The sequence below is a fragment of the Teredinibacter haidensis genome (assembly GCF_014211975.1).
GTDB lineage: Bacteria > Pseudomonadota > Gammaproteobacteria > Pseudomonadales > Cellvibrionaceae > Teredinibacter > Teredinibacter haidensis.
Window position 1 is genome coordinate 4,724,594 of sequence record NZ_CP060084.1, and the last position, 19,615, is coordinate 4,744,208.

8 protein-coding genes are annotated in these 19,615 nt (G+C 46.3%); 7 read left to right on the forward strand and 1 reads right to left on the reverse strand.

All coding sequences use genetic code 11. The annotated features are described in order from the left end of the window. The first annotated feature begins 725 nt into the window (after nucleotides 1-725). Both H5715_RS19235 and H5715_RS19240 read left to right on the forward strand, forming a co-directional pair. Nucleotides 726-12,014 carry a choice-of-anchor A family protein gene (locus tag H5715_RS19235; protein ID WP_185906572.1) on the forward strand — a complete coding sequence of 3,763 codons (11,289 nt, stop codon included), beginning with the start codon at nucleotides 726-728 and terminating at the stop codon, nucleotides 12,012-12,014. Nucleotide 12,015: 1 nt separating this feature from the next. Next, on the forward strand, nucleotides 12,016-12,417 hold the full coding sequence (locus tag H5715_RS19240) for a hypothetical protein (RefSeq protein WP_075185756.1): 402 nt from the start codon (nucleotides 12,016-12,018) through the stop codon (nucleotides 12,415-12,417). A 58-nt stretch (nucleotides 12,418-12,475) separates the two neighbouring features. On the opposite strand, the gene H5715_RS19245 is transcribed toward H5715_RS19240, so the two are convergent. After that, entirely contained in the window at nucleotides 12,476-12,880 is a 405-nt protein-coding gene (locus tag H5715_RS19245; RefSeq protein ID WP_075185755.1) for a helix-turn-helix domain-containing protein, read from the reverse strand. A gap of 104 nt (nucleotides 12,881-12,984) precedes the next feature. Here H5715_RS19245 and H5715_RS19250 point away from each other — a divergent pair, with 104 nt between their 5' ends. The 5 genes from H5715_RS19250 to H5715_RS19270 all read left to right on the forward strand — a co-directional run bounded on the left by H5715_RS19250 (nucleotide 12,985) and on the right by H5715_RS19270 (nucleotide 19,557). Beyond that, nucleotides 12,985-16,122, forward strand: coding sequence for a CHC2 zinc finger domain-containing protein (locus H5715_RS19250; protein ID WP_075185754.1), 3,138 nt, complete (start codon nucleotides 12,985-12,987; stop codon nucleotides 16,120-16,122). Between the two features lie 3 nt (nucleotides 16,123-16,125). Then, nucleotides 16,126-17,154, forward strand: a complete 1,029-nt coding sequence (gene xerC, locus H5715_RS19255) for a site-specific tyrosine recombinase XerC (RefSeq protein WP_185906573.1) — start codon at nucleotides 16,126-16,128, stop codon at nucleotides 17,152-17,154. 626 nt (nucleotides 17,155-17,780) lie between these two features. Then, on the forward strand, nucleotides 17,781-18,017 hold the full coding sequence (locus tag H5715_RS19260) for a hypothetical protein (RefSeq protein WP_075186658.1): 237 nt from the start codon (nucleotides 17,781-17,783) through the stop codon (nucleotides 18,015-18,017). A gap of 374 nt (nucleotides 18,018-18,391) precedes the next feature. Beyond that, the gene (locus H5715_RS19265; protein ID WP_075186521.1) at nucleotides 18,392-19,030 is read left to right on the forward strand and encodes a hypothetical protein; all 639 of its coding nucleotides are present in this window, start codon (nucleotides 18,392-18,394) and stop codon (nucleotides 19,028-19,030) included. Nucleotides 19,031-19,041: 11 nt separating this feature from the next. Next, a complete protein-coding gene (locus H5715_RS19270; protein WP_075186522.1) occupies nucleotides 19,042-19,557 on the forward strand; it encodes a hypothetical protein in 516 nt (171 codons plus the stop codon). Nucleotides 19,558-19,615: the final 58 nt, after the last annotated feature.

Here is a 19,615-nt window from a genome sequence, read left to right on the forward strand (position 1 = left end):
ACAATCTTCTGCCCACAAGGCACAAGGACGTGTCGTTATGTTTAACCGACCTGCACTATTTTATTACTTACCAGGTTAAACGGTGATGTACCTAACCGTACACGCGAAGCGCAGCCAGCAGTGGTTGCGCTTTTTTTTTGCGTGAAATATCGAGCATAAAAAATGTGGCGGCAGCCTAAGCCGATCGTGGTAGATTAGGAACGGCCATTAGAGGTTGGGCAAGCAGAGAGATGAATGCAATGAGGTGTTGAATGAACTAAAAGGGGACGCCCTTAGGTTGTTGATGAAGTGTCGGGTTAGAGGGGCTTGGGCTGCAACTGGATTTATTATTTCATTCTGTTTGTGGTTGGAGTAATTAAGGAAAGCGTTGGAATTTGGACGGCCGGTAAGGGGGGGCAATTTCTATTTTGGCCGTCAGAGCTCAACCGTGGCATTGTTCTATTACTTTTTTTATTCTTTGATTCTTTGATTCTTTGATTTTGGTCAATATCTTTTAATAATGAAAAAATATGGCGCAGGGCGGGTTGTTTCCAGTTTCAGTTGTTCAGCTGACGACATGAATTACGATTGTATACAATTGGTGTAATGAAATTAAAACAAAGATGGGTTATCCTTTCGCTTGTAACAACGTAGCAGTTTGGCATGGATGCAGCCGATAAGCGGTTTTTCGAAGGATTGACTATTCGCTGTGTCCCTTATTTTCTCTTTGAAATATCGGGGGCGATGTGAATTCACTCAAATCTCTTTTTGTTGGCACGTCACGGGCTAGCAAGCGCGACATTAATTTTTTCTTCCAATGCGTAGCGATCTTAACGCTGACGCTCGCATCCGCCTCCATGGCTTCGTCATTGGGTGTCCCGGGTGAATATAACGCTTTCATCTCTGGTGATTTTACCGCTGAAGCTACCGATATTCATGGGAAACTCGCCGCAGGGGGCAATATTTCGCTCACCAGTTATGGCGTGGCAACCAAAATTGAGACCCCTCCTGAAACCTTCACACTAATAGTTGGTGGAGATATTACTTATCACGATGGTCGTATTTTTACCGGTAGTGTAGCTGCTGGAGGTGATACCTCTGCAATAGGCGATGAAATTTTAAATGCAATGGAAGAAGGTTCCGCTGTTGTTAATCATGCCGAGTTGCCCTTCAGCTTTAGCGATGAGTTCAAAAGGTTAGCTCTCATCTCTCAGTTTTTATCTCTGGCCACAGTAAATACCACGGTTGAGTACAAGTGGGGTGGTGTATATATGGCGGGCGATTGTGATTCTGACACCCAGGTTTTCAACCTTGATGGTGATATGGTTAAAACTGCCTATAGCTTCGATGTGAAATGCATCCCGGATGACGCAACACTTATTTTTAATGTTTCTGGTGATAATCCAAAGTTTGAGTCAATTGGTCTGACCCATCTAGCCCCTTGGGCGCATAAAACAATATTTAACTTCTACGAAGCGAGTAAAGTTACTTTTGTGAATGTTGGTATTGAAGGGACAGTACTCGCCCCAACTGCAAATATTGTAGATCCCCAAGGGCATTTAAACGGTAGTGTTTACGCTAAGAGTTGGTCTGGAATGATGGAACTACATCATGTTCCTTTTGTTGGGGATCTTTCAATTATTTCGAATAAACCTCCTGTAATTGTTTCAGATCCTGTTACTCAAGCGACAGAAAATTTGAATTATTCATACGATGTGGACGCGGAGGATGAGGACACTGTAATCGGAGACGTCTTAACTTATAGCTTGGATAAATTTCCCGCAACAGCAGTTATTAATCCTGAAACCGGGCTTATCAACTGGATGCCAGGCGCGGAGTATGTCGCTAGTGTTCCAGAGTTTAATGCGCAGTGTTATATCGTGCCCGCAGGAGCTGTAGGTGTGCTGCAGGAAAATACAGTTGGTATAGAACCGACCTATATAGCACCGCTTTTCCAGGACGTAAAAACGGCGCTAGAGTTAGCCGGCAGTTACACTGCTCCAGCAGTATATGAATGGAGTGAAAGCAACCAATGCTTGGGTTGTCATGTGCAAACGCAAAGCCTGGTTGGTTTGGAAACGTCTATGACAAAGGCTGCTATAGACGAGACCGTAACTGAATATTTACTTCAGGAATTTCTCAATAATCAACAGTCAGATGGGTCAATTCGAAAGTCGCATCCCGAATATTCAAAAACACAAACGTCATTAGCGTTATGGGCACTCGAAAACCATCCTGATCGTGAGCGTACAGCAAGTGTGCGAGCAGAGGCCTTGAGGTACTTTCAGGCGACACAACAGGGCAGCGCCTCCAATCTTTACTGGACTCGAGATCACGACACTGCGTGGATACGTATTCCCCAGGCCGTCAATGCATTGATTGCTCAGGGCGTCAGCGGATTTCTGTCTGATATCAATGGGGGTGAAATTTCGTTTAGCGCTAGCCAGCTAGAGATGGCCGATGTTTATCGTTCAGAAGTGGATGCAATTACCACCAATATCCTCACAGGAAACGAAAATAATAACCTTGACTTTGCCTTTAAATTAATTGGGTTAGCAGAGCTTGTTGGTTATATTCAAGATGACAATTTGAAAGTACAAATTCTTGAGAAAATACATGCGAGTGACGCACGCTTACGTGAAGAACAAAGTAACGATGGCGGATGGCCACTAACATTTGGTGGCGCTTCTTCAGATCCTCTCGTCACTGCATGGGTAGGTTTAGCGCTGGATTATAGCAATCCAGTCATAACAGATCCGGCTGTTATTAATGCTATCAAATATTTGCTGGGTACTCAGGAAACCAATGGGGTTTGGAGGACAAGTACCGGCTGGTTTACAACGAATTATGGAACAACAAGTTTGGTGATGGCTTACCTGCCCGTTGCCCTCGATCACCTAGGCAATCCGGATTTGAGAGTTGGCGATTTTGATCTTATAAAAAATGAAGATGGTTCTCTTCATTTGTCCGTAGGCGTTTCAAACCGGGGAATTACAGATGTTAATTCCAAGACCACATTGGAAATATATTCAGGGTTTGACAATTCCGGTGTATTTCTTGGGCGTGTAACAATTCCCGAAATCTCGAGTGGTGTTTCTGCACTCGTTTCCATTGATATTGAAAGTGATAGCGCTCTTTCCAGTTCTGTATTCGCTCGAATTGTGGAAGCTGAAAATTTGGATGAGTGTGAAATTCAGAACAACTCAAATGTTGCCGCCGTTTTTAAGGCGCGGGTTACAGATCGCAGGGGGTTGTTCGACACTCAAATTTTTACTGTAAATGTCGCTGATGCTAACGATGCGCCGGAATTTGAGGGTGAGTCTGAGCTTGAGTTAGATGGTGCTCAGGTTCTACGTTCAACTGTTGATGCAAGTGATGTGGATAGGGGCGATGCCCTCTCTTTTAGGTTGGTGGACGCACCGGAAGGCTTGTATATTGACGAGCGTACAGGCCAGTTTACATCTGATCCAACAATCCTTCAGCCTGGTAACTATGTATTTACTATAACAGTGACTGATTTACGTGGTGCAACTGCCGAACGTGAAATTACGCTCATAGTAAATGAAAATCTTTCGCCCGAAATAATATCGAACTCGGTGCAGCAGGGTATTGAGGGGTTAGGTTACATATATGATGTGAAGGCCACTGATCCGAATGGTGATGACCTGGGCTATGCACTCGATCGTGTATACGAGCCAAACGTTGTTATAAATAAATTCTCTGGGGGTATTTCGAATGCCGACGATTTTTTCGTTGAATCGTTGCGCAACAATAATGAGTATTGCGAGCGTCCACCGTTCATAGGTTCGGGTGAATTTTCTGCTCAAGTGAAATGGAATTGGCAAGGAACGGGTAGCTCAACGCGTGTATTTGGGCCTGTAGTCGTTGTGCAACTTACAGATGATAATGCTGATGGGGAAATTACAACTGAAGACATGCCGGATGTGGCATTTTTTGACCGAACCGGTGATAGTTTAGTTGTGGTAGATGGTGATACAGGTGAAACGATTTGGCAAAGCGCAGAGGGCTTAGTCGCAGGCCTAGGTAGCCCTGCTGCAGCTGATATCGACGGTGATGGTATTGTTGAGATCGTTGGCGTTTCACCAAACCGGTCTCGATTGTTGGCCTTTGAGCATACTGGTGAACTAAAGTGGAGTAAATTAACGGGAGCCCCCTCAAAAACTGATCCGCGGGACGCGGTGTCAATTGCAGATTTGGATGCAGATGGCGATCCGGAAATTGTTCTGGGCCGTATTATTTTCGACCATGAAGGTAATGTAGTCGCAGAAGGTGGAAATTCGTATGGTGGTGAAACTGGCTACGGTATTATTTCAATTGTTGCTGACGTGAACCTGGATGGTTTCCAGGAAATTATTGCAGGTAACACCGTATACGATTACCAAGGAAACACTCTGTATCGCAATACCTCAGTAACCTCCGGTGGCTTTAATGCTGTTGGTAATTTCGATGAAGATGAATTCCCTGAAATTGTTCAAGTTGGGGCTGGAAAAGTTTATCTCTATAACCACGATTTAACGCTAATTTGGTCACGGCCTATACCGGGCGGTGGTAGCGGTGGCGCCCCTACGGTTGCTGATGTGGATGGTGATGGCGAGCCAGAAATTGGTGTCGCAGGTGGTGCCAATTACGTTGTTTTCGAAACGGACGGTTCCGAGAAATGGCGTTTTCGAACAATTGACGCTTCGTCCCATCGTACAGGGTCTTCTGTATTCGATTTTCAGGGAGATGGGCGCGCCGAAGTTGTGTATGCGGACGAGAAATATTTCCGTGTATTCGATGGTACGACAGGTACGCTAATTCATGAGAGATACAATCGTTCTGGGACAACTCTCGAAGTGCCAGTAATTGCGGATATTGATAACGACGGTCAGGCCGAGATTTTGTTCGGTGGGAACGAATCGACCACGCCTGGCTTATTTGCGCTTGAGACAGCTGGTGAACCATGGGCACCAACTCGATCTATTTGGAATCAGCACGCGTATCACATCACAAACATTAATGATGACGGTACTGTTCCGCAATTCGAGCAGCCGAGTTGGTTAACACACAACACCTACCGCTTGAATACTTTTGCAAATCGGTCAGCTCTTTCGATGCCTGACTTTGCTCTATTCGAGTTAAGCTTCAACGACAAAACTAATACCCTGTCAGTTGTTTTGAAAAATCGCGGTGCAGCTCCTGCTGGAGAGCCAATTACCGTGAGTTTTCATACCAATGGAGACAGAGTGGAAGACACGTCTTTAGGAGAAGTAGTTGTCGAGGCTTTAGATGGTTACGGTGAATTCTCAGTTAGATTGCCTAACATATCTGCAGAGCAGTTGGCGTCCTATGTGTATGCCAGTATTTCTACGGTAGCGGAAGAGTGCGACACCAGTAATAACAGTCAAGGCTCGACTGTATTGCAGGTAGGGGCATATGACCCGTTAGGCCTGTTCGATAGCCAAACTCTTCTATACAGCACAATAAACCTAAACGAAGCGCCAAGTATTGTGAGTTCCGCTTCCAGCGGCGTGGCCAGCGCATTGGGATATTCGTTCCAAGCCGAGGTGCAAGACTCAGACCTAGGTGACGCACATCGTTTCAGTCTACGTGACAATCCCTCTCAAATTTCAATAAATGCCTATACCGGAGAGCTTACTGCGCTAGCGGGCGTGCTAGAGTCGGGCGTCTATAGTTTTAATATCGCTGTGCAGGACTCAGAAGGTTTATTAGATGAACAGCTACACAAGTTAACAGTATCTGTTCCAGATAATTATCCTCCGCAGTTTGAAGAGAAGGTCAATGAATCCATTTCAGCGTTGCAAGAGTGGACATATACTGCTGTAGCGACAAACCCCGATGGTGATGCGATTCAGTTTGGTTTGGCCACCAAGCCTGCAGGGATGCAAATAGATGGCATTACAGGTGAGGTGTTTTGGACTCCTACGCGAGATCAAATTGGTCTGAACGTAATTGATATTGTTGCAATGGATGAACGCGGTGAAAGTACCCACCTTCGGTTTTCAATTGAAGTTACGGATCCCTATGAAAGTAATCACGCCCCACAAATTGTCAGCACTCCGAGCGGAGCGGTAACGGTTGGACAGGAATTTGGTTATCCAGTGAAAGTCGTTGATGAAGACGGTGACGATTTGAGTTATTCCTTGGACGATGCGGCAGGAAACATGGCAATCGATTCAGCCGGGGTGTTTACGTGGCTTCCAGAGGCATTCATGATAGGTCGTACATATACTATAACCATAGTGGTTTCAGATGGTCGTGGTGGGAAGGCAGCGCAATCTCTGGCGTTGCCGGTGAACGAATCCTTTAATAATCCGCCAGCAATTATCAGTGATCCCGGTCAAACTGCGACCGTCGGTGCGCTTTACCAGTACAGCGTTATAGCGACGGATAGCGATGGCGATGCGGTTCAAATTACCTTGGGGGCCAAGCCAAACGGTATGAATATTTCTCCGGCCGGTGTCGTAACCTGGACCCCGTCCGAAGAGCAAAATACTCAGGTATTTGATGTAGTAGTTATCGCAACTGACGCCCGTGGAGCCATCAGCACTCAAACATTTGGGGTAGCGGTAAATATGCCAGTTGTCCCGAATGAACTACCATATTTTATCAGTGTTCCAACATCGCCAGCCGTAGTAGGGAATGAGTACCAGTATCAGGCGCAGGCAGTGGACCCAGATAACGACGCGCTTGTTTATTCTTTGTTAAGCCCAGAAGTTGATGGTGTTGAGTTGTCTGCAGCTGGCCTATTTAGCTGGACACCCGTTGAGGGGGCCGTGGGCGAATACACGGTAGCTATTAAAGTATCTGACGGAAAGTCGGCTATTACCCAGTCTTACACACTTGCCGTTGAGTCGGCACTCGAAGACTCGGGTGCAGGAATAAACAACTACCCACAAATAGTCAGCCAGCCTTTAACCGAAATTGTGTCGGGCGAGGAATATGGCTACCAGGTTGAAGCGACAGACCCAGATGGTGACGCACTAACTTATGAGCTACTTAGCGCAACCGTGGCAGATGCGAGCCTATCGCCTGAGGGCGCGCTCCTTTGGAATACCGCAACTTCGGATATTGGTATCCAGAATTTCAGCGTACAGGTTTCCGACGGCCAATTAAGCGTTATCCAAACCTGGTCTGTAAAAGTGTGGGATGAATATCCACCTCTTCGATTATTCCTCGATGTCACGCCGGCAACTGCTTATGTTGGCGACGATGTTACTCTTTCCGTCGCGACAACAGGCGGCAGTTCAGTGACTGCAATTGCTATATATGTAGACGGCTTGGAAGTTGAGCTGGATGGTTATGGCCAGGCCACCATCACGGCAAGCGAGTTTGGTCTGCACGATGTAATTGCAATAGCAAGCGCTGGTGAAGAATATCGGGAAGACGTGGGTAACTACTTGGTGCTAAACCCAGATGATACTACAGGTCCTATCGCAACAATCTCTACACCAGAGGAAGCCACAATCGTTACGGCACCAACCAGCATTGTTGGAACCGTAAGCGATGATAACCTTGTTTCATACGAATTGTTTGTTTCCCCTAAAGGTGCAGGTAATTGGACGATGGTGGCTTCAGGTAATAGCGAGGTTGAGAATGCTGAGCTTGCCGAGTTCGACCCAACAATGCTGTTAAATGGCACTTATTCGGTTGTACTTTTAGCAACGGATGTAAACGGTCAAACTGCACAAGACAGCACTACACTGATTGTGGACGGTGATATGAAAGTTGGTCATTACTCCATAACCTTTGAAGATGTGAGTGTTGATCTTGCCGGTATTCCTGTACGCGTAACGCGAACCTACGATACACGCCGCAGCAACGAAAGTCTGGACTTTGGTTACGGTTGGAGTGTCGACTATCAAAATGTTCGGATACAGGAAAGCAGAACACTAGGCTTTAGTTGGAACCTGAACTACTACCGTAACGGTTTCTTTGGTAACTATTGTGTAGAGCCGAATGGCAATCCCATTGTAACTATCACCTTGCCTGATGGCAGTATTGAAAAGTTCAAAGCTGTAGCAAACCCAGATTGTTCGTACCTAGTACCAACCATTGACGTTCAGATGAGCTTTGAAGCAATGGCTGGTACATACTCGACACTGGAACAAACCGACCATGGCCTGTTGCGTTTGGCAAACGGCAATATTATCGATATGGGGGACTTTGAGTCACAAGATAATGGAATCGATCCAAATGGCTACAAACTCACTACAAAGGGTGGCATGGTGTACTACCTGGATCAAGGCTTCGGTATTCGCAGAGTAGAAGAGCCGGGCGGACAATACGTTACCTACAGCGAGAGTGGAATTGTTCACAGCCTCGGGTATGCGATTGAGTTTGAACGCGATTCGCAAAATCGAATTATTGCATTGACGCTGCCAGATGGTCGTCGCATTGATTACTTCTATACGCTCGAAGGGGATCTTGAACAACTTTCTGACTTCTCTGGAGATATAACCACCTTCGATTATCTACCCCGTATTCCACACTATCTGGACGACATTGTTGATCCAAATGGTGTATCTGCAACGCGTATGGAATATGACGAAGATGGTCGTCTCACTGCGATAATCGACGCAGAAGGTAATCGCATTGAATACGACCACAACATTGACGGCCGTACCTCAATCGTTACCGATTTGCGTGGTAACAACACGATTTATATATACGACGATAAGGGTCGCGTACTAAGCGAAACCAACGAGCTGGGTGAAACTACAACGCGTACCTACAACATAGTTGGAGACGTACGAACAGAAACAAACCACCTAGGTGAAACGCGCAAATGGGATTACGACAGCCGTGGCAATATAATCAGCGAGACCGATGCATTGGGTAATATAACTTCCAATACGTATACCAAACAAAACATGGAGGAAAGCACCACTAATGCTTTAGATGTTACGGTATACCAAAATGCTTACGATACACGTTCTCGCAAGCTCACCAGCATTACAGACGCATCGGGTAACGTAACCAAGCTACATTGGGATATAGGCGTTGGAGGCAGCTCTTGTTCCACCGGAGCAAGCAAGGGCTTTACGGATGCACTTGGAAACACTCAGTCACATGGTGTTATTTGTGTAGGCCCACTGGCTGGCTTGATTAGTAGCCAGACCAATGCCGATGGTTCTGTTACTTCTTTTGGCTACGACGCGAGTGGCCGTAAGATTCGAGAAACAACTAGCCGCACAGACTTGGAAGGCAATAGTGTCAGCCTCGAAACTCTATACGAGCACGACGCAGAAGACCGCGTAATCCGCACTGTATATCCAAACGGCTCGGAAGCAACTATGGAATACAATTATTTCGACCAGGTTGTGGTAGAAGTAGATACCCTGGGTCAGAGAACCGAATTCGAATACGATTCGCGCGGTAATCAGGTTCTTGTGCGTTATACCGACGGCAGTGAAGAAAGTAAAACATTCGACGCCGGGGGAAATTTAATTGAGCAGATGGATCGAAATAACAACATAACTCGCAACGAGTACGATGCTGCCAATCGCCTTATAAACACTACTCACCCAGATGGAGCAATAACGCGTAGCGAATACAATGCCGCTGGCCGCTTGGTTGCGAGTATTGATGCGTTGGGTAATCGTACAGAGTACGAATACGACGCGGCGGGGCGCCGGACATTGGTTCGTGATGCGTTTGCGAACGAAACGCGATACGAGCATGATGCTGCGGGGCGGATGACGGCGACCATCGATGCGCTTGATCGCCGTGTGGAATACACCTATAACGATCTTGATCAGCGCATCGCAACGATCTATGCAGATGGAAGTAAAATCGAAACGGAATTCGATGCGCTTTCACGTCGTACTGCTGAAATAGACCAAGCAGATGTTCAAACTCGATTTGAGTTCGACAGCATGAGTCGACTAGCGAAGGTTATCGACGTATTGGGCCAAGAAACTATATATGGCTACGATGAGCAAGGTAATAAAGTTTCACAAACGGATGCTAATGGTAATAGCACTGCATGGGATTATGACACCCAGGGTCAAGTAACCAAACGCATATTGCCAATGGGCCAAGAGGAAACAACGGCCTACAGCGAAGCGGGTTATGTACTCAGCTATACTGACTTCAACGGTGACATTACCACCTACGAATACGATGACAATGGCCGTGCAACTGTCATCGTGTACGCAGATGGTAATGAAGAACGGTTTGAGTACAACGTACTTGGTCAGAGATCTTCCGCTACAAAAGTATCTGCACTAGGAGAACATCGTATTGCATATTACGAATACGATGTTCTCGGTCGTCTAACTCTGGAAACACAGCCCAATGGAGCAACTCTAGCGTTTGAGTACGATCTGAATGGCAATAAAACGCGATTGGTTGCCACGCCAGCCGGAGGTGGTGCTGTTACCACAACGTATACTTACGATGCCCTTAATCGGCTGACCTCGGTAACCAGTGTGGACGGTATTACCGGCTATGGCTACGATGCCGTAGGTAATCGTACCAGTATCAGCTACCCCAATGGCAGCAGCCAAATATACTACTACGATGAACTGAATCGTTTGATCACCCTGGAAACATACAGCGGTGCCGGTGCTTTGGTGGAGCGATATGACTATTCGCTACATGAGACTAACCGTCGCACTGCAATTACCGAGTTGGATGGGCGCGTAACAGATTACACCTACGATAGCCTGTACCGTCTCACTGGCGAAACTATTACTGATAGCGATGTAGGTAATTACAGTGCAAATTATACCTACGATGCGGTCGGTAATCGTATTAGCCAAACGGTAGAAGGGGTTGAAACGTCGTATGCCTACGATGCAAACGACCGCTTAACAGCGCAAGGAGGCACTACCTACACCCACGACGCTAACGGTAATACCCTGGAAGAAACCTCGGAAAGTATTACCACTACCTACCGATACAACAGCAAAAATAAAATGGTGGAAGCCGAAACGGCTGAAGAGTTGCTACGTTATACTTACAACGTTGCGGGAATTCGCAACAGTAAACAGGTAGGTGGTGTTACTACAAGCTTCCTTGTTGATAGCAACCGGGCTTATGCGCAAGTTTTGCTCGAAACCGATGGTGTAGAAACGGTAAGTTACACCTATGGTGACGACTTGATTAGCCAGGCGAGAGAAGGTAATAGCTATTTTTACCATTACGATGGATTGGGTAGTGTTAGAACGTTAAGTGATAGCGCAGGTAGTATTTCAGACGCTTATGATTACGAAGCGTTCGGTGAGGTACTGAACCGTACGGGTGTTACCAAAAATAGTTATATGTTTGCTGGGGAGCAGTTTGACAGCTCTCTGAATCAGTATTACCTAAGAGCGAGGTATTACGATCAAGGGATTGGGCGATTTACCTCAATGGATACTTGGATGGGGAATAACCATGATCCTATTACATTGCATAAGTATCTGTACGCAAATGCTGATCCGGCTAATAACATAGATCCAACGGGTAAGTTTTCTATTGGGTCTGTTATGTCAGCCGTTAATGTAAGCTCTACTTTAGCAGTCGCAAGTGCTGGTTTATCTGGATATTCAATTGGTAGCGGTGGTGTTGCGATTTATGAGGGACGCTATGCTGATGGGGCATTAGATATTGCGCTTGGATTTATGGGTACAGGCGTAGCCACCTCAGGTTACAAGCTAATTAAATATACTTTTGGTCCAGTAAACCGTGCGATACGACAAAGGTATATGTCGTTCCTTGCTAATGAAATGCCGCGTCAAATTTCATTGTGGAGAACGCAAGGGCGTACATCTCAGCAGATTGCCGAGTCGTTAGTCCTGATGCGTAACTCAATCAAAATAGAAGCTCGCGCAATGATGGAAGCCGAAGGAATTGCGGGGCAAGCGGTAAAAAGAATATTGGAGTTAAGGAATATGTGGCATTACGGCCATGCAGTTGGGCCGGACGTGTCTTGGTTCCTCAGCCGAGGGAAAACGTATGACGATATTATTGATAGTGCGGTTCGAAGCAGTGAAAAAATAAATAGGATGGTTGGCGGAGCCTTGTAGTATGACTACTTTTTTTATAAGAGAGTGGGGTAAGCAAAGTACGGTTTATTCTTGGAGCTGTTCTGGTGATTTAATTCACGAAAACAGCTCCCCAGAATTAACTGATGGTTTTTTAAAGCGATTTTTATTTGGAAAGAAGTTGGTTGCTTACAAGCGAGATGAGAATTGGTTTATATGCTTAAAAAATAATGAAATGGCTGTACAGGAAATCGAAAAAGTAGAGTTTCAATGTTTCGGCCCGTTCTCTAAATTAACCTTGTTAGTTAGGGGGCAAAAGCACCTCTTTTTTGATTTAACACCATTTGATTTTTTTGCTAGTAAGTTTGACCCCACATACGATTCACTAGATAGTGAGCTTGTATTTGGGCGCTGGTTGGTAGACCTGTTCTGTAAGACCAAATAGGTTAAATGAGGTAAACATTTTTAATGTAATTTTTTAAGCCCAGTACTCGCTGGGCTTTTTACTTCCTCATGCTCTGACTGGCACTGACCAATTTTTGCAAATCTGCTCTAGCCACAAGGCTGTCCAAGAGCACAATTAGCGCTTGCTGATCCTCATCTGATAACTCATTGACCTTCTTGTACAGCTCATGCAGCTTAAGGTTATGTATGACAACTTTGTCACTCTTCCCTGTACGTCCTGCGAGCTGATCAAGGCTCACATCCAGTGCTTCTGCAATCTTTACTACAGAATCCCAATGAGGCACGGCATCGCCGTTTTCCCATCGATTATAGACGCGTGGGCTTACGCCAATTAGCTCTGCTAGGCGTGTTTGAGTGATTTTGCGTTGTTCGCGTAGCTCTTTGAGCTGGTCTTTGAGTTGTGCCATATCCAAGCCAATACCAAAGTAGTGGAATACGGCCATGATGATAACCCCCTGTCTAGAAAGTACGACTTGATAAGTACATAGTAGTCATGTAGTTTAGTACTGTAAAGTCTATTGACGGGTTTTTTAGAGAGGGTTGGCCTATGGCACGTATACCAGATGACACCATCAACCAAATCAAAGCGGATGTCTCGTTGTTGGACTTAGTGCGCCAGCAGGGCTTTGAAGTGGTGAGCCAAGGCAAAGACTCCGTGGTGTCGTGCCCCTTCCATGAAGAAAAGACACCCTCGTGTATTATCAGCCCAAAAACCAATCTCTTTAACTGCTTTGGCTGTGGTGCCGGTGGCAGTGTGATCGATTGGGTGATGAGAACCGAACGCTTAGACTTCCGTCAGGCCGCATTGCGATTACAGCAGCAATACCTTCCTTTAGCCGCTTCTTCTGAATCCAAAACCAATGCCCATACACCGGAGCCGGTTGATGTGGAGGTGGCACCCACCGAAGATGATCAAGCGGTTTTACAGCAGGTGATTAGCTTCTATCACGAAACTTTAAAGCAAAATCAGGACGCACAAGACCATTTAAAATATCGCGGCTTGGATGATGCGGAATTAATTAACCATTTTAAATTAGGCTACGCCAATCGTTCTTTGGGTATTACATTACCAGCCAAACAAGTGAAAGCCGGTGCGCAAATCCGCGAACAATTACAGCGAATCGGCTTGTATCGCGAAACTGGCCGCGAGCATTTTAACGGCTCATTGGTGATCCCTGTGATCGATGAAAATGGCGTAGTGACCGAAGTTTATGGCCGTAAAACCGTGCGCAATTTACGCAAGGGCACACCCAAACACTTGTATTTACCAGGGCCACATAGTGGTGTGTTTAATCCCGAAGGTTTAAACAGTGACGAAGTGATTTTATGTGAATCGTTGATTGATGCGTTAACGTTTTGGCGTTGGGGCTTTAAGCATGTGACCACCAGTTACGGCACGCAAGGCTTTACCGATGAGCTGTTTGACCGTATCACCGCGTTAAAAATCAAACGTGTGTTGATTGCTTATGATCGTGACGAAGCGGGAAATGCTGCCGCTGAAAAAGCTGCCAAGCAACTGATACAAGCCGGTATCGCGTGCTATCGCATCCTGTTCCCGAAAGGTATGGATGCGAACGAGTACGCACGGCAAGTGACGCCAGCGCAAAAAAGTCTTGGCTTGGTGATTAGAAAAGCGGAATGGATGGGTGGTGGCGAGCCACCACTGAATGATATTGAAGAAATAGAAACACCTTCACCTTTGGCGGCTAGTTCTCTAGTCGCTCCTACGCATCCTGCGTCCGCGACATTAGAACATCCCTGTTCGTCAGATGCTGTTAAACCTGAACTGGCAGAACCAACAGAAAATAGTGAACAAAATCACTCTGCATTACCCGAACCGCCAACCTCATCACCAGTACCCAAGCACGACCCGTTAACCGTCGATGCCCAAATCAAAGATAACGAAATGACGCTGGCCTTCGGCCCACGCCATTACCGCGTGCGCGGCCTAAACAAAAGCGTGAGCTACGACAGCTTAAAAGTGAATGTGCTGGTCAGGCAGGGCGAACACTTCCATGTGGATAGCTTGGATTTATATGTGGCGCGGCAGCGCCAAAGCTTTATCAAGCAAGCCATTATCGAGCTAGGTGTTGATGAAAGCACTATCAAAAATGATTTAGGCAAAGTGTTATTGGCCTTGGAAAGTCACCAGCAAGACCGCCTCGAAGAAAGTGCGCCCAAAGATAACGCGGTGTACTTGAACGATGAAGAGCAGGAAGCCGCTTTAAGCTTATTACGTGATCCCAATTTGCTGGATCGTATCTTGGCCGACTTTAACGCCGCCGGTGTCGTGGGTGAAGAAACCAATAAGCTGGTGGGCTATTTGGCTGCCGTATCCAGAAAGTTAGATAATCCTTTAGCGGTAGTAATACAAAGCACCAGCGCCGCCGGTAAAAGCAGTTTAATGAATGCTGTACTGGCGATGATGCCCAAGGAAGAATGTGTGCAGTACTCGGCCATGACCGGCCAAAGTTTATTTTATATGGGCGAAACCAACCTCAAGCACAAAATCTTAGCGTTAGCTGAAGAAGAGGGCGCAGAAAGTGCGAGCTACGCTTTAAAGCTTTTACAAAGTGAAGGCGAGTTGACCATCGCTAGTACTGGCAAGGATGCCGACGGTAATTTAATGACGCAGGAATACCGTGTGGAAGGGCCGGTGATGTTGTTTACCACCACCACGGCTATCGACATTGACGAAGAGTTAATGAACCGCTGCATAGTGCTTACCGTGAATGAAAGCCGCGAACAAACCCGCTTAATCCATGAGTTGCAACGCGATAGAGAAACCCTCGACGGTATGCTGGCCGATGAAACCAAAAAAGCCATACTCCAAACCCATAGCAATGCCCAGCGTTTATTAAAGTCGATCAAGGTGGTGAATCCCTTCGCTAAGCAATTAACCTTTATGGACAGTCAAACCCGCAGTCGTCGTGATCACATGAAATACCTACACCTCATTAAAACCGTGGCCTTACTGCACCAGTATCAACGAGAAATAAAAACCGTATTGCACCAAGGTAAAACCTTGGAATACATCGAAGTTGAGCTAAGCGATATTGCTATCGCGAATCGTTTAGCGCACGACGTGTTGGGCAGAAGCTTAGATGAGTTACCACCGCAAACGAGAAAGCTATTAAGCGCGGTGCATGACATGGTGAAAGCCGTTTGCCATCAAGACAATATAAAACAAAACAGCTATCACTTTAGTCGCAAAACAGTACGAGAAAAAACCGGTTGGGGTGATACCCAATTAAAAATACACCTCTCTCGCTTGGTGGAGTTGGAATACTTGATGGTGCATAAGCAAGGCCAAAAATATTTATATGAGCTGCAATATCATGGCGAAGGTGAAAGCGGCCAAGCGTTTTTAATGAATCTGATTGATGTCGAATCGTTAAAAAAGATAAGTTACGACAACAACCGGTCGGGCTTAAAAGCTAGTCAGTCGGAGTGCGGTCGGCCCGTGGTCGGTGGGCAGTCGGGGGATGGTCGGGAAGCGGAAAATCAAAATAACTCTATAAAACCAGACTCAAACACGATTGATCTTAAAAATCCTGAAAGTAACAGTACTCAGGGAAAAATAAATCACTCCGTGTCGTCGCATCGTACCCAAAGCACTCGCTGCGCTCATGGGGCAGGCTCTAGTCATGGCTCTCCTTCCTTAGCCGCTTCTGTTCGGGGCTAAATCATGGCTAAAGTTAGAACCCGAATGAAAACCCGTGTAATAACAGCCGATGGCCCCGACGGTATCGGCACATGGTTATTGCGCTTCCTAGAATGGATGGGTATGACCAATTACGCCAAGCCCACAATAGACGGTCGTCACCGCGATTTATGGCAGTTTAAGCAGTGGTGCAACGATCGAAGCTTGGAAAGCCCCAAGCAAGTCACAAAGCCAATTCTCGAACGCTATCAGCGTTATCTGTATCACTACCGTGGCGCCAACGAAAAAACGTTGAGCTATGAACGGCAAGCGTCATTGCTTAGTGCCGTGAAATACTTTTTTAAATGGATGGCGCAGCAAAACCACTTGCTATTTAACCCCGCCTCAGAAATTACCTTACCGAGAACCCCGCGCAGACGCTTAACGGATCGACTGCTACAAAGCTCGGAAATAGACTTAATCATGTTGCAACCTAATATCGAAAACCCCACAGGGATACGTGATAGGGCGATACTGGAACTGTTTTACTCAACGGGCATAAGACGCCGTGAATGTGCCGAGTTACAACTGTATGACGTGGACAAAGAGCGCGGCACCGTCTTTGTACGGCAGGGTAAAGGTAAAAAAGATCGTGTGGTTCCGATTGGTGAGCGGGCGCTGCATTGGGTGATGCGTTACACCTTAAGCGTGCGACCCGAATTAAGCATTAATCCTAGTGAACAAACCCTGTTCTTAAATTATCAGGGTTTACCGTTGGTGCCAGATGGCATATCGCATTTAATCCGTGGATACTTCCAAAACGCGGGAATCATTAAGCAAGGTGGGGCGCATATGTTCCGTCATACGATGGCTACTAGCATGTTAGATAACGGCGCAGACATCCGTTACATCCAAGAAATACTCGGCCATGCGATGCTGGACACCACACAGCAATACACCCATGTCTCGATCCAGAAATTAAAGGAAGTGCATAGCGCAACCCATCCAGCGGCTAAATTAAAAGTGCAAAGTGAAGATGTGCTGGAATGGCTGGAGGATGACGATGATGCGTGATGTTTATGGGGGACATTGTACTTCTTCCTCCGGCTGTCACATGCCTTGCAAAAAAGCCGCAAGGCAAGGCGCCAGCCTACCATTGTGCTAAAAGGCCAGTGAATCACTTCGTAAGAAAGTACTTACAATAATGTTGCGGCCCGTTCGTTCCGGCTTATTGTCACAGGCTTTGCAAAAAAGCCGCAAAGCCAGCGCCAAACGCCTCCACTCTCTAAGCGCGCAGCTTCCATAGCCGCGCCCGTGCGCGCACCTTGCCCAACCTGGGTATTTATTTTTAGGGAAAAAACGCCCCTAAAAATAAATACCGTCGGTTGCCCCGTTTTGTCTTCGCTACGCTACGCCAAAATGGCCCTTTAAAAACACAAAGGGCCAGTGCTTGCTATGTGTTGCGGCAAGCCGCGTTTAAAAAATCTGTTTCACCCACCCCAAACCCCGCCCTCAAGGGCGGGACTTCAGATCGTGCCAGTCGGGAAGTCCGTGTCTGCTGTGTGCCCCTTCAGGATAGCCCCGTGCTCGGTCTATCAAGGGTGAAATGCACGGCGCAAAAAGACGCGCCGCCCTTGACAGCCCTGCGCGCGGCGCTCTCTAGAAGTGGCAAACAACAGCCACTCAAAGGAGTAATCAAAATGCGTAATGTCCCTTATGAAATTGAAAAAATCATCAATGTAGCCAACGAATTAGCGTGTAATGGCAGTACTGGCGCGTCAACAAGCGAGGTTATCGCGGCGGCGTTCGTGCTGGATCGCATGGAGTTCTTGCCCAATGGTTATACGGTTATCGAGGCGTGGGAGCGCTTGGATAACTGGCAACCCTTGGTCAAAAAGATCAAAGCCGAATATCAAGACTTGTTGGTGCCTTGGTAGGCACCAAGGGGCGCTACCGCGCCCCATTAAGAGATGATCTAGGTGACAATCGTCACTTCTCTGCAAAAAGATAGTGAAAAACGACTTTACATTCCCATAATGGGATAGCTTCAAACGATGATATTGGAGCGAACCATGTTAGAAATACTGTCCCTCATTCTCACCATATCAGCTTTGCTGATCCGTTTAGCCGACAAAATATACAAATACTTCTTTGATAATGACCCGCCTTCGGAATGAGGGCGGTAGGTCAAAAAGTGCATCTAGGGAAAAAATTTACTAGACTAGCGAAGCGCCTAGCCGCAAGTTCTTTAACTGATTGATGTGCCTAGAAAAAATCGCTGTCTGAGCTACGACGCACGGCGGGGTCATACATGTACGCCGGTAACGACCCTGCTCTCATGGTTGACCCTAGTGGTAATAATTTTACTATTGGCGGTCTTTCTATTAGTTTTAACATGATGGCTACACTTGCAGTAGGTAGCTATGCTTCTTATCAGGTTGGGCAAAGTCTGGCTGGAAGTGATCTTGATTCTGGCTTTTCGTCCGGGCAAAGTTTTTGGATTTTGCTGGCCGCAATGGCGGGAACAGGTTCTAATCTTTTAGATATGGTGACATCTAAGGTGGGAGCGGATTCAAGTGGAGCCATCACTATGTATCATGGCTCATCCGTTGAGTCATTAGTTTCACTGTTGAACGGTGCCCCGTTGTCAGTTGCGTCGGCTCAAGAGCAGAAATTTCCTGGAGAAGGCTCTTTGCTCGGGTTTTTCTTAACACCAGATTTATTAGCGGCGGAATTTTTTGGACAACGACGTGGAGGAGGAGTGATACAATTTACATTTACTACTTCTGCATTCAATGCAATTAGGTCCGGATCGATTACACAACCCATTCCGCCAATAGGAAGTTCTATGCAGTCACCGGGAATGGAAATGATTGTTCAGCCCGTTGTGTTCCCGCTATTTGATAGCTTGAGAAGCTCGGGACAAATTATAGCTAGCCCAGTACCATAAAGAGGTTGTGAATGGCAGATAAAAAATATACAGCTGATGACATCAAAGTTATTAAACCTGCGAAGTCAAATGAGCAGCTGATCGATATTAGTAGAGAAGCATTTGGAAATAATTTGCTAAGTGCTTCGAGACATGCTCTTGAATTCGCGCGAACTTTAGTCATCAAAGAGTTACCGGATGACGTTAAGTACGTTGTTTGTTTGGGGGCTTCTTATGACGGTAATCCCTTGGAGAGCGGTGAAATAACCTTTCCAGAGGATTACAACGAAAATATGAGAATCTTTGATGAGTGTGAAAAGGTTATAAATCTTTTGTGGCGAGATGGCAAAGTGCCTGAGTGGATCAATATTTCAGTTGCATCTGAAGAGGATGGTTTTACTAATGTACGATTGGATTGTTGCGGTCGATATTCAAGCGACCCAGAGCAGATATATCATGCTCATGAAGGGCGAGCTCCTTTTCACGTTTTAGGTCCACCCGTTCCGCAAGGCGTTGATATTGAAAAAGGGCAAAAATACACTTTATAAATATTTCGTGCACTCTATTAGTTCAAGTGATTTGTAACCAATTCGATAAGGTTTTTGA

Excerpts from the sequence above, each read along its gene's own strand:
- H5715_RS19265 (WP_075186521.1), top strand. The coding sequence starts at position 18,392 with ATGTACGCCGGTAACGACCCTGCTCTCATGGTTGACCCTAGTGGTAAT.
- H5715_RS19250 (WP_075185754.1), top strand. The coding sequence starts at position 12,985 with ATGGCACGTATACCAGATGACACCATCAACCAAATCAAAGCGGATGTC.
- H5715_RS19245 (WP_075185755.1), bottom strand. The coding sequence starts at position 12,880 with ATGGCCGTATTCCACTACTTTGGTATTGGCTTGGATATGGCACAACTC.
- H5715_RS19260 (WP_075186658.1), top strand. The coding sequence starts at position 17,781 with ATGCGTAATGTCCCTTATGAAATTGAAAAAATCATCAATGTAGCCAAC.
- xerC (WP_185906573.1), top strand. The coding sequence starts at position 16,126 with ATGGCTAAAGTTAGAACCCGAATGAAAACCCGTGTAATAACAGCCGAT.
- H5715_RS19240 (WP_075185756.1), top strand. The coding sequence starts at position 12,016 with ATGACTACTTTTTTTATAAGAGAGTGGGGTAAGCAAAGTACGGTTTAT.
- H5715_RS19270 (WP_075186522.1), top strand. The coding sequence starts at position 19,042 with ATGGCAGATAAAAAATATACAGCTGATGACATCAAAGTTATTAAACCT.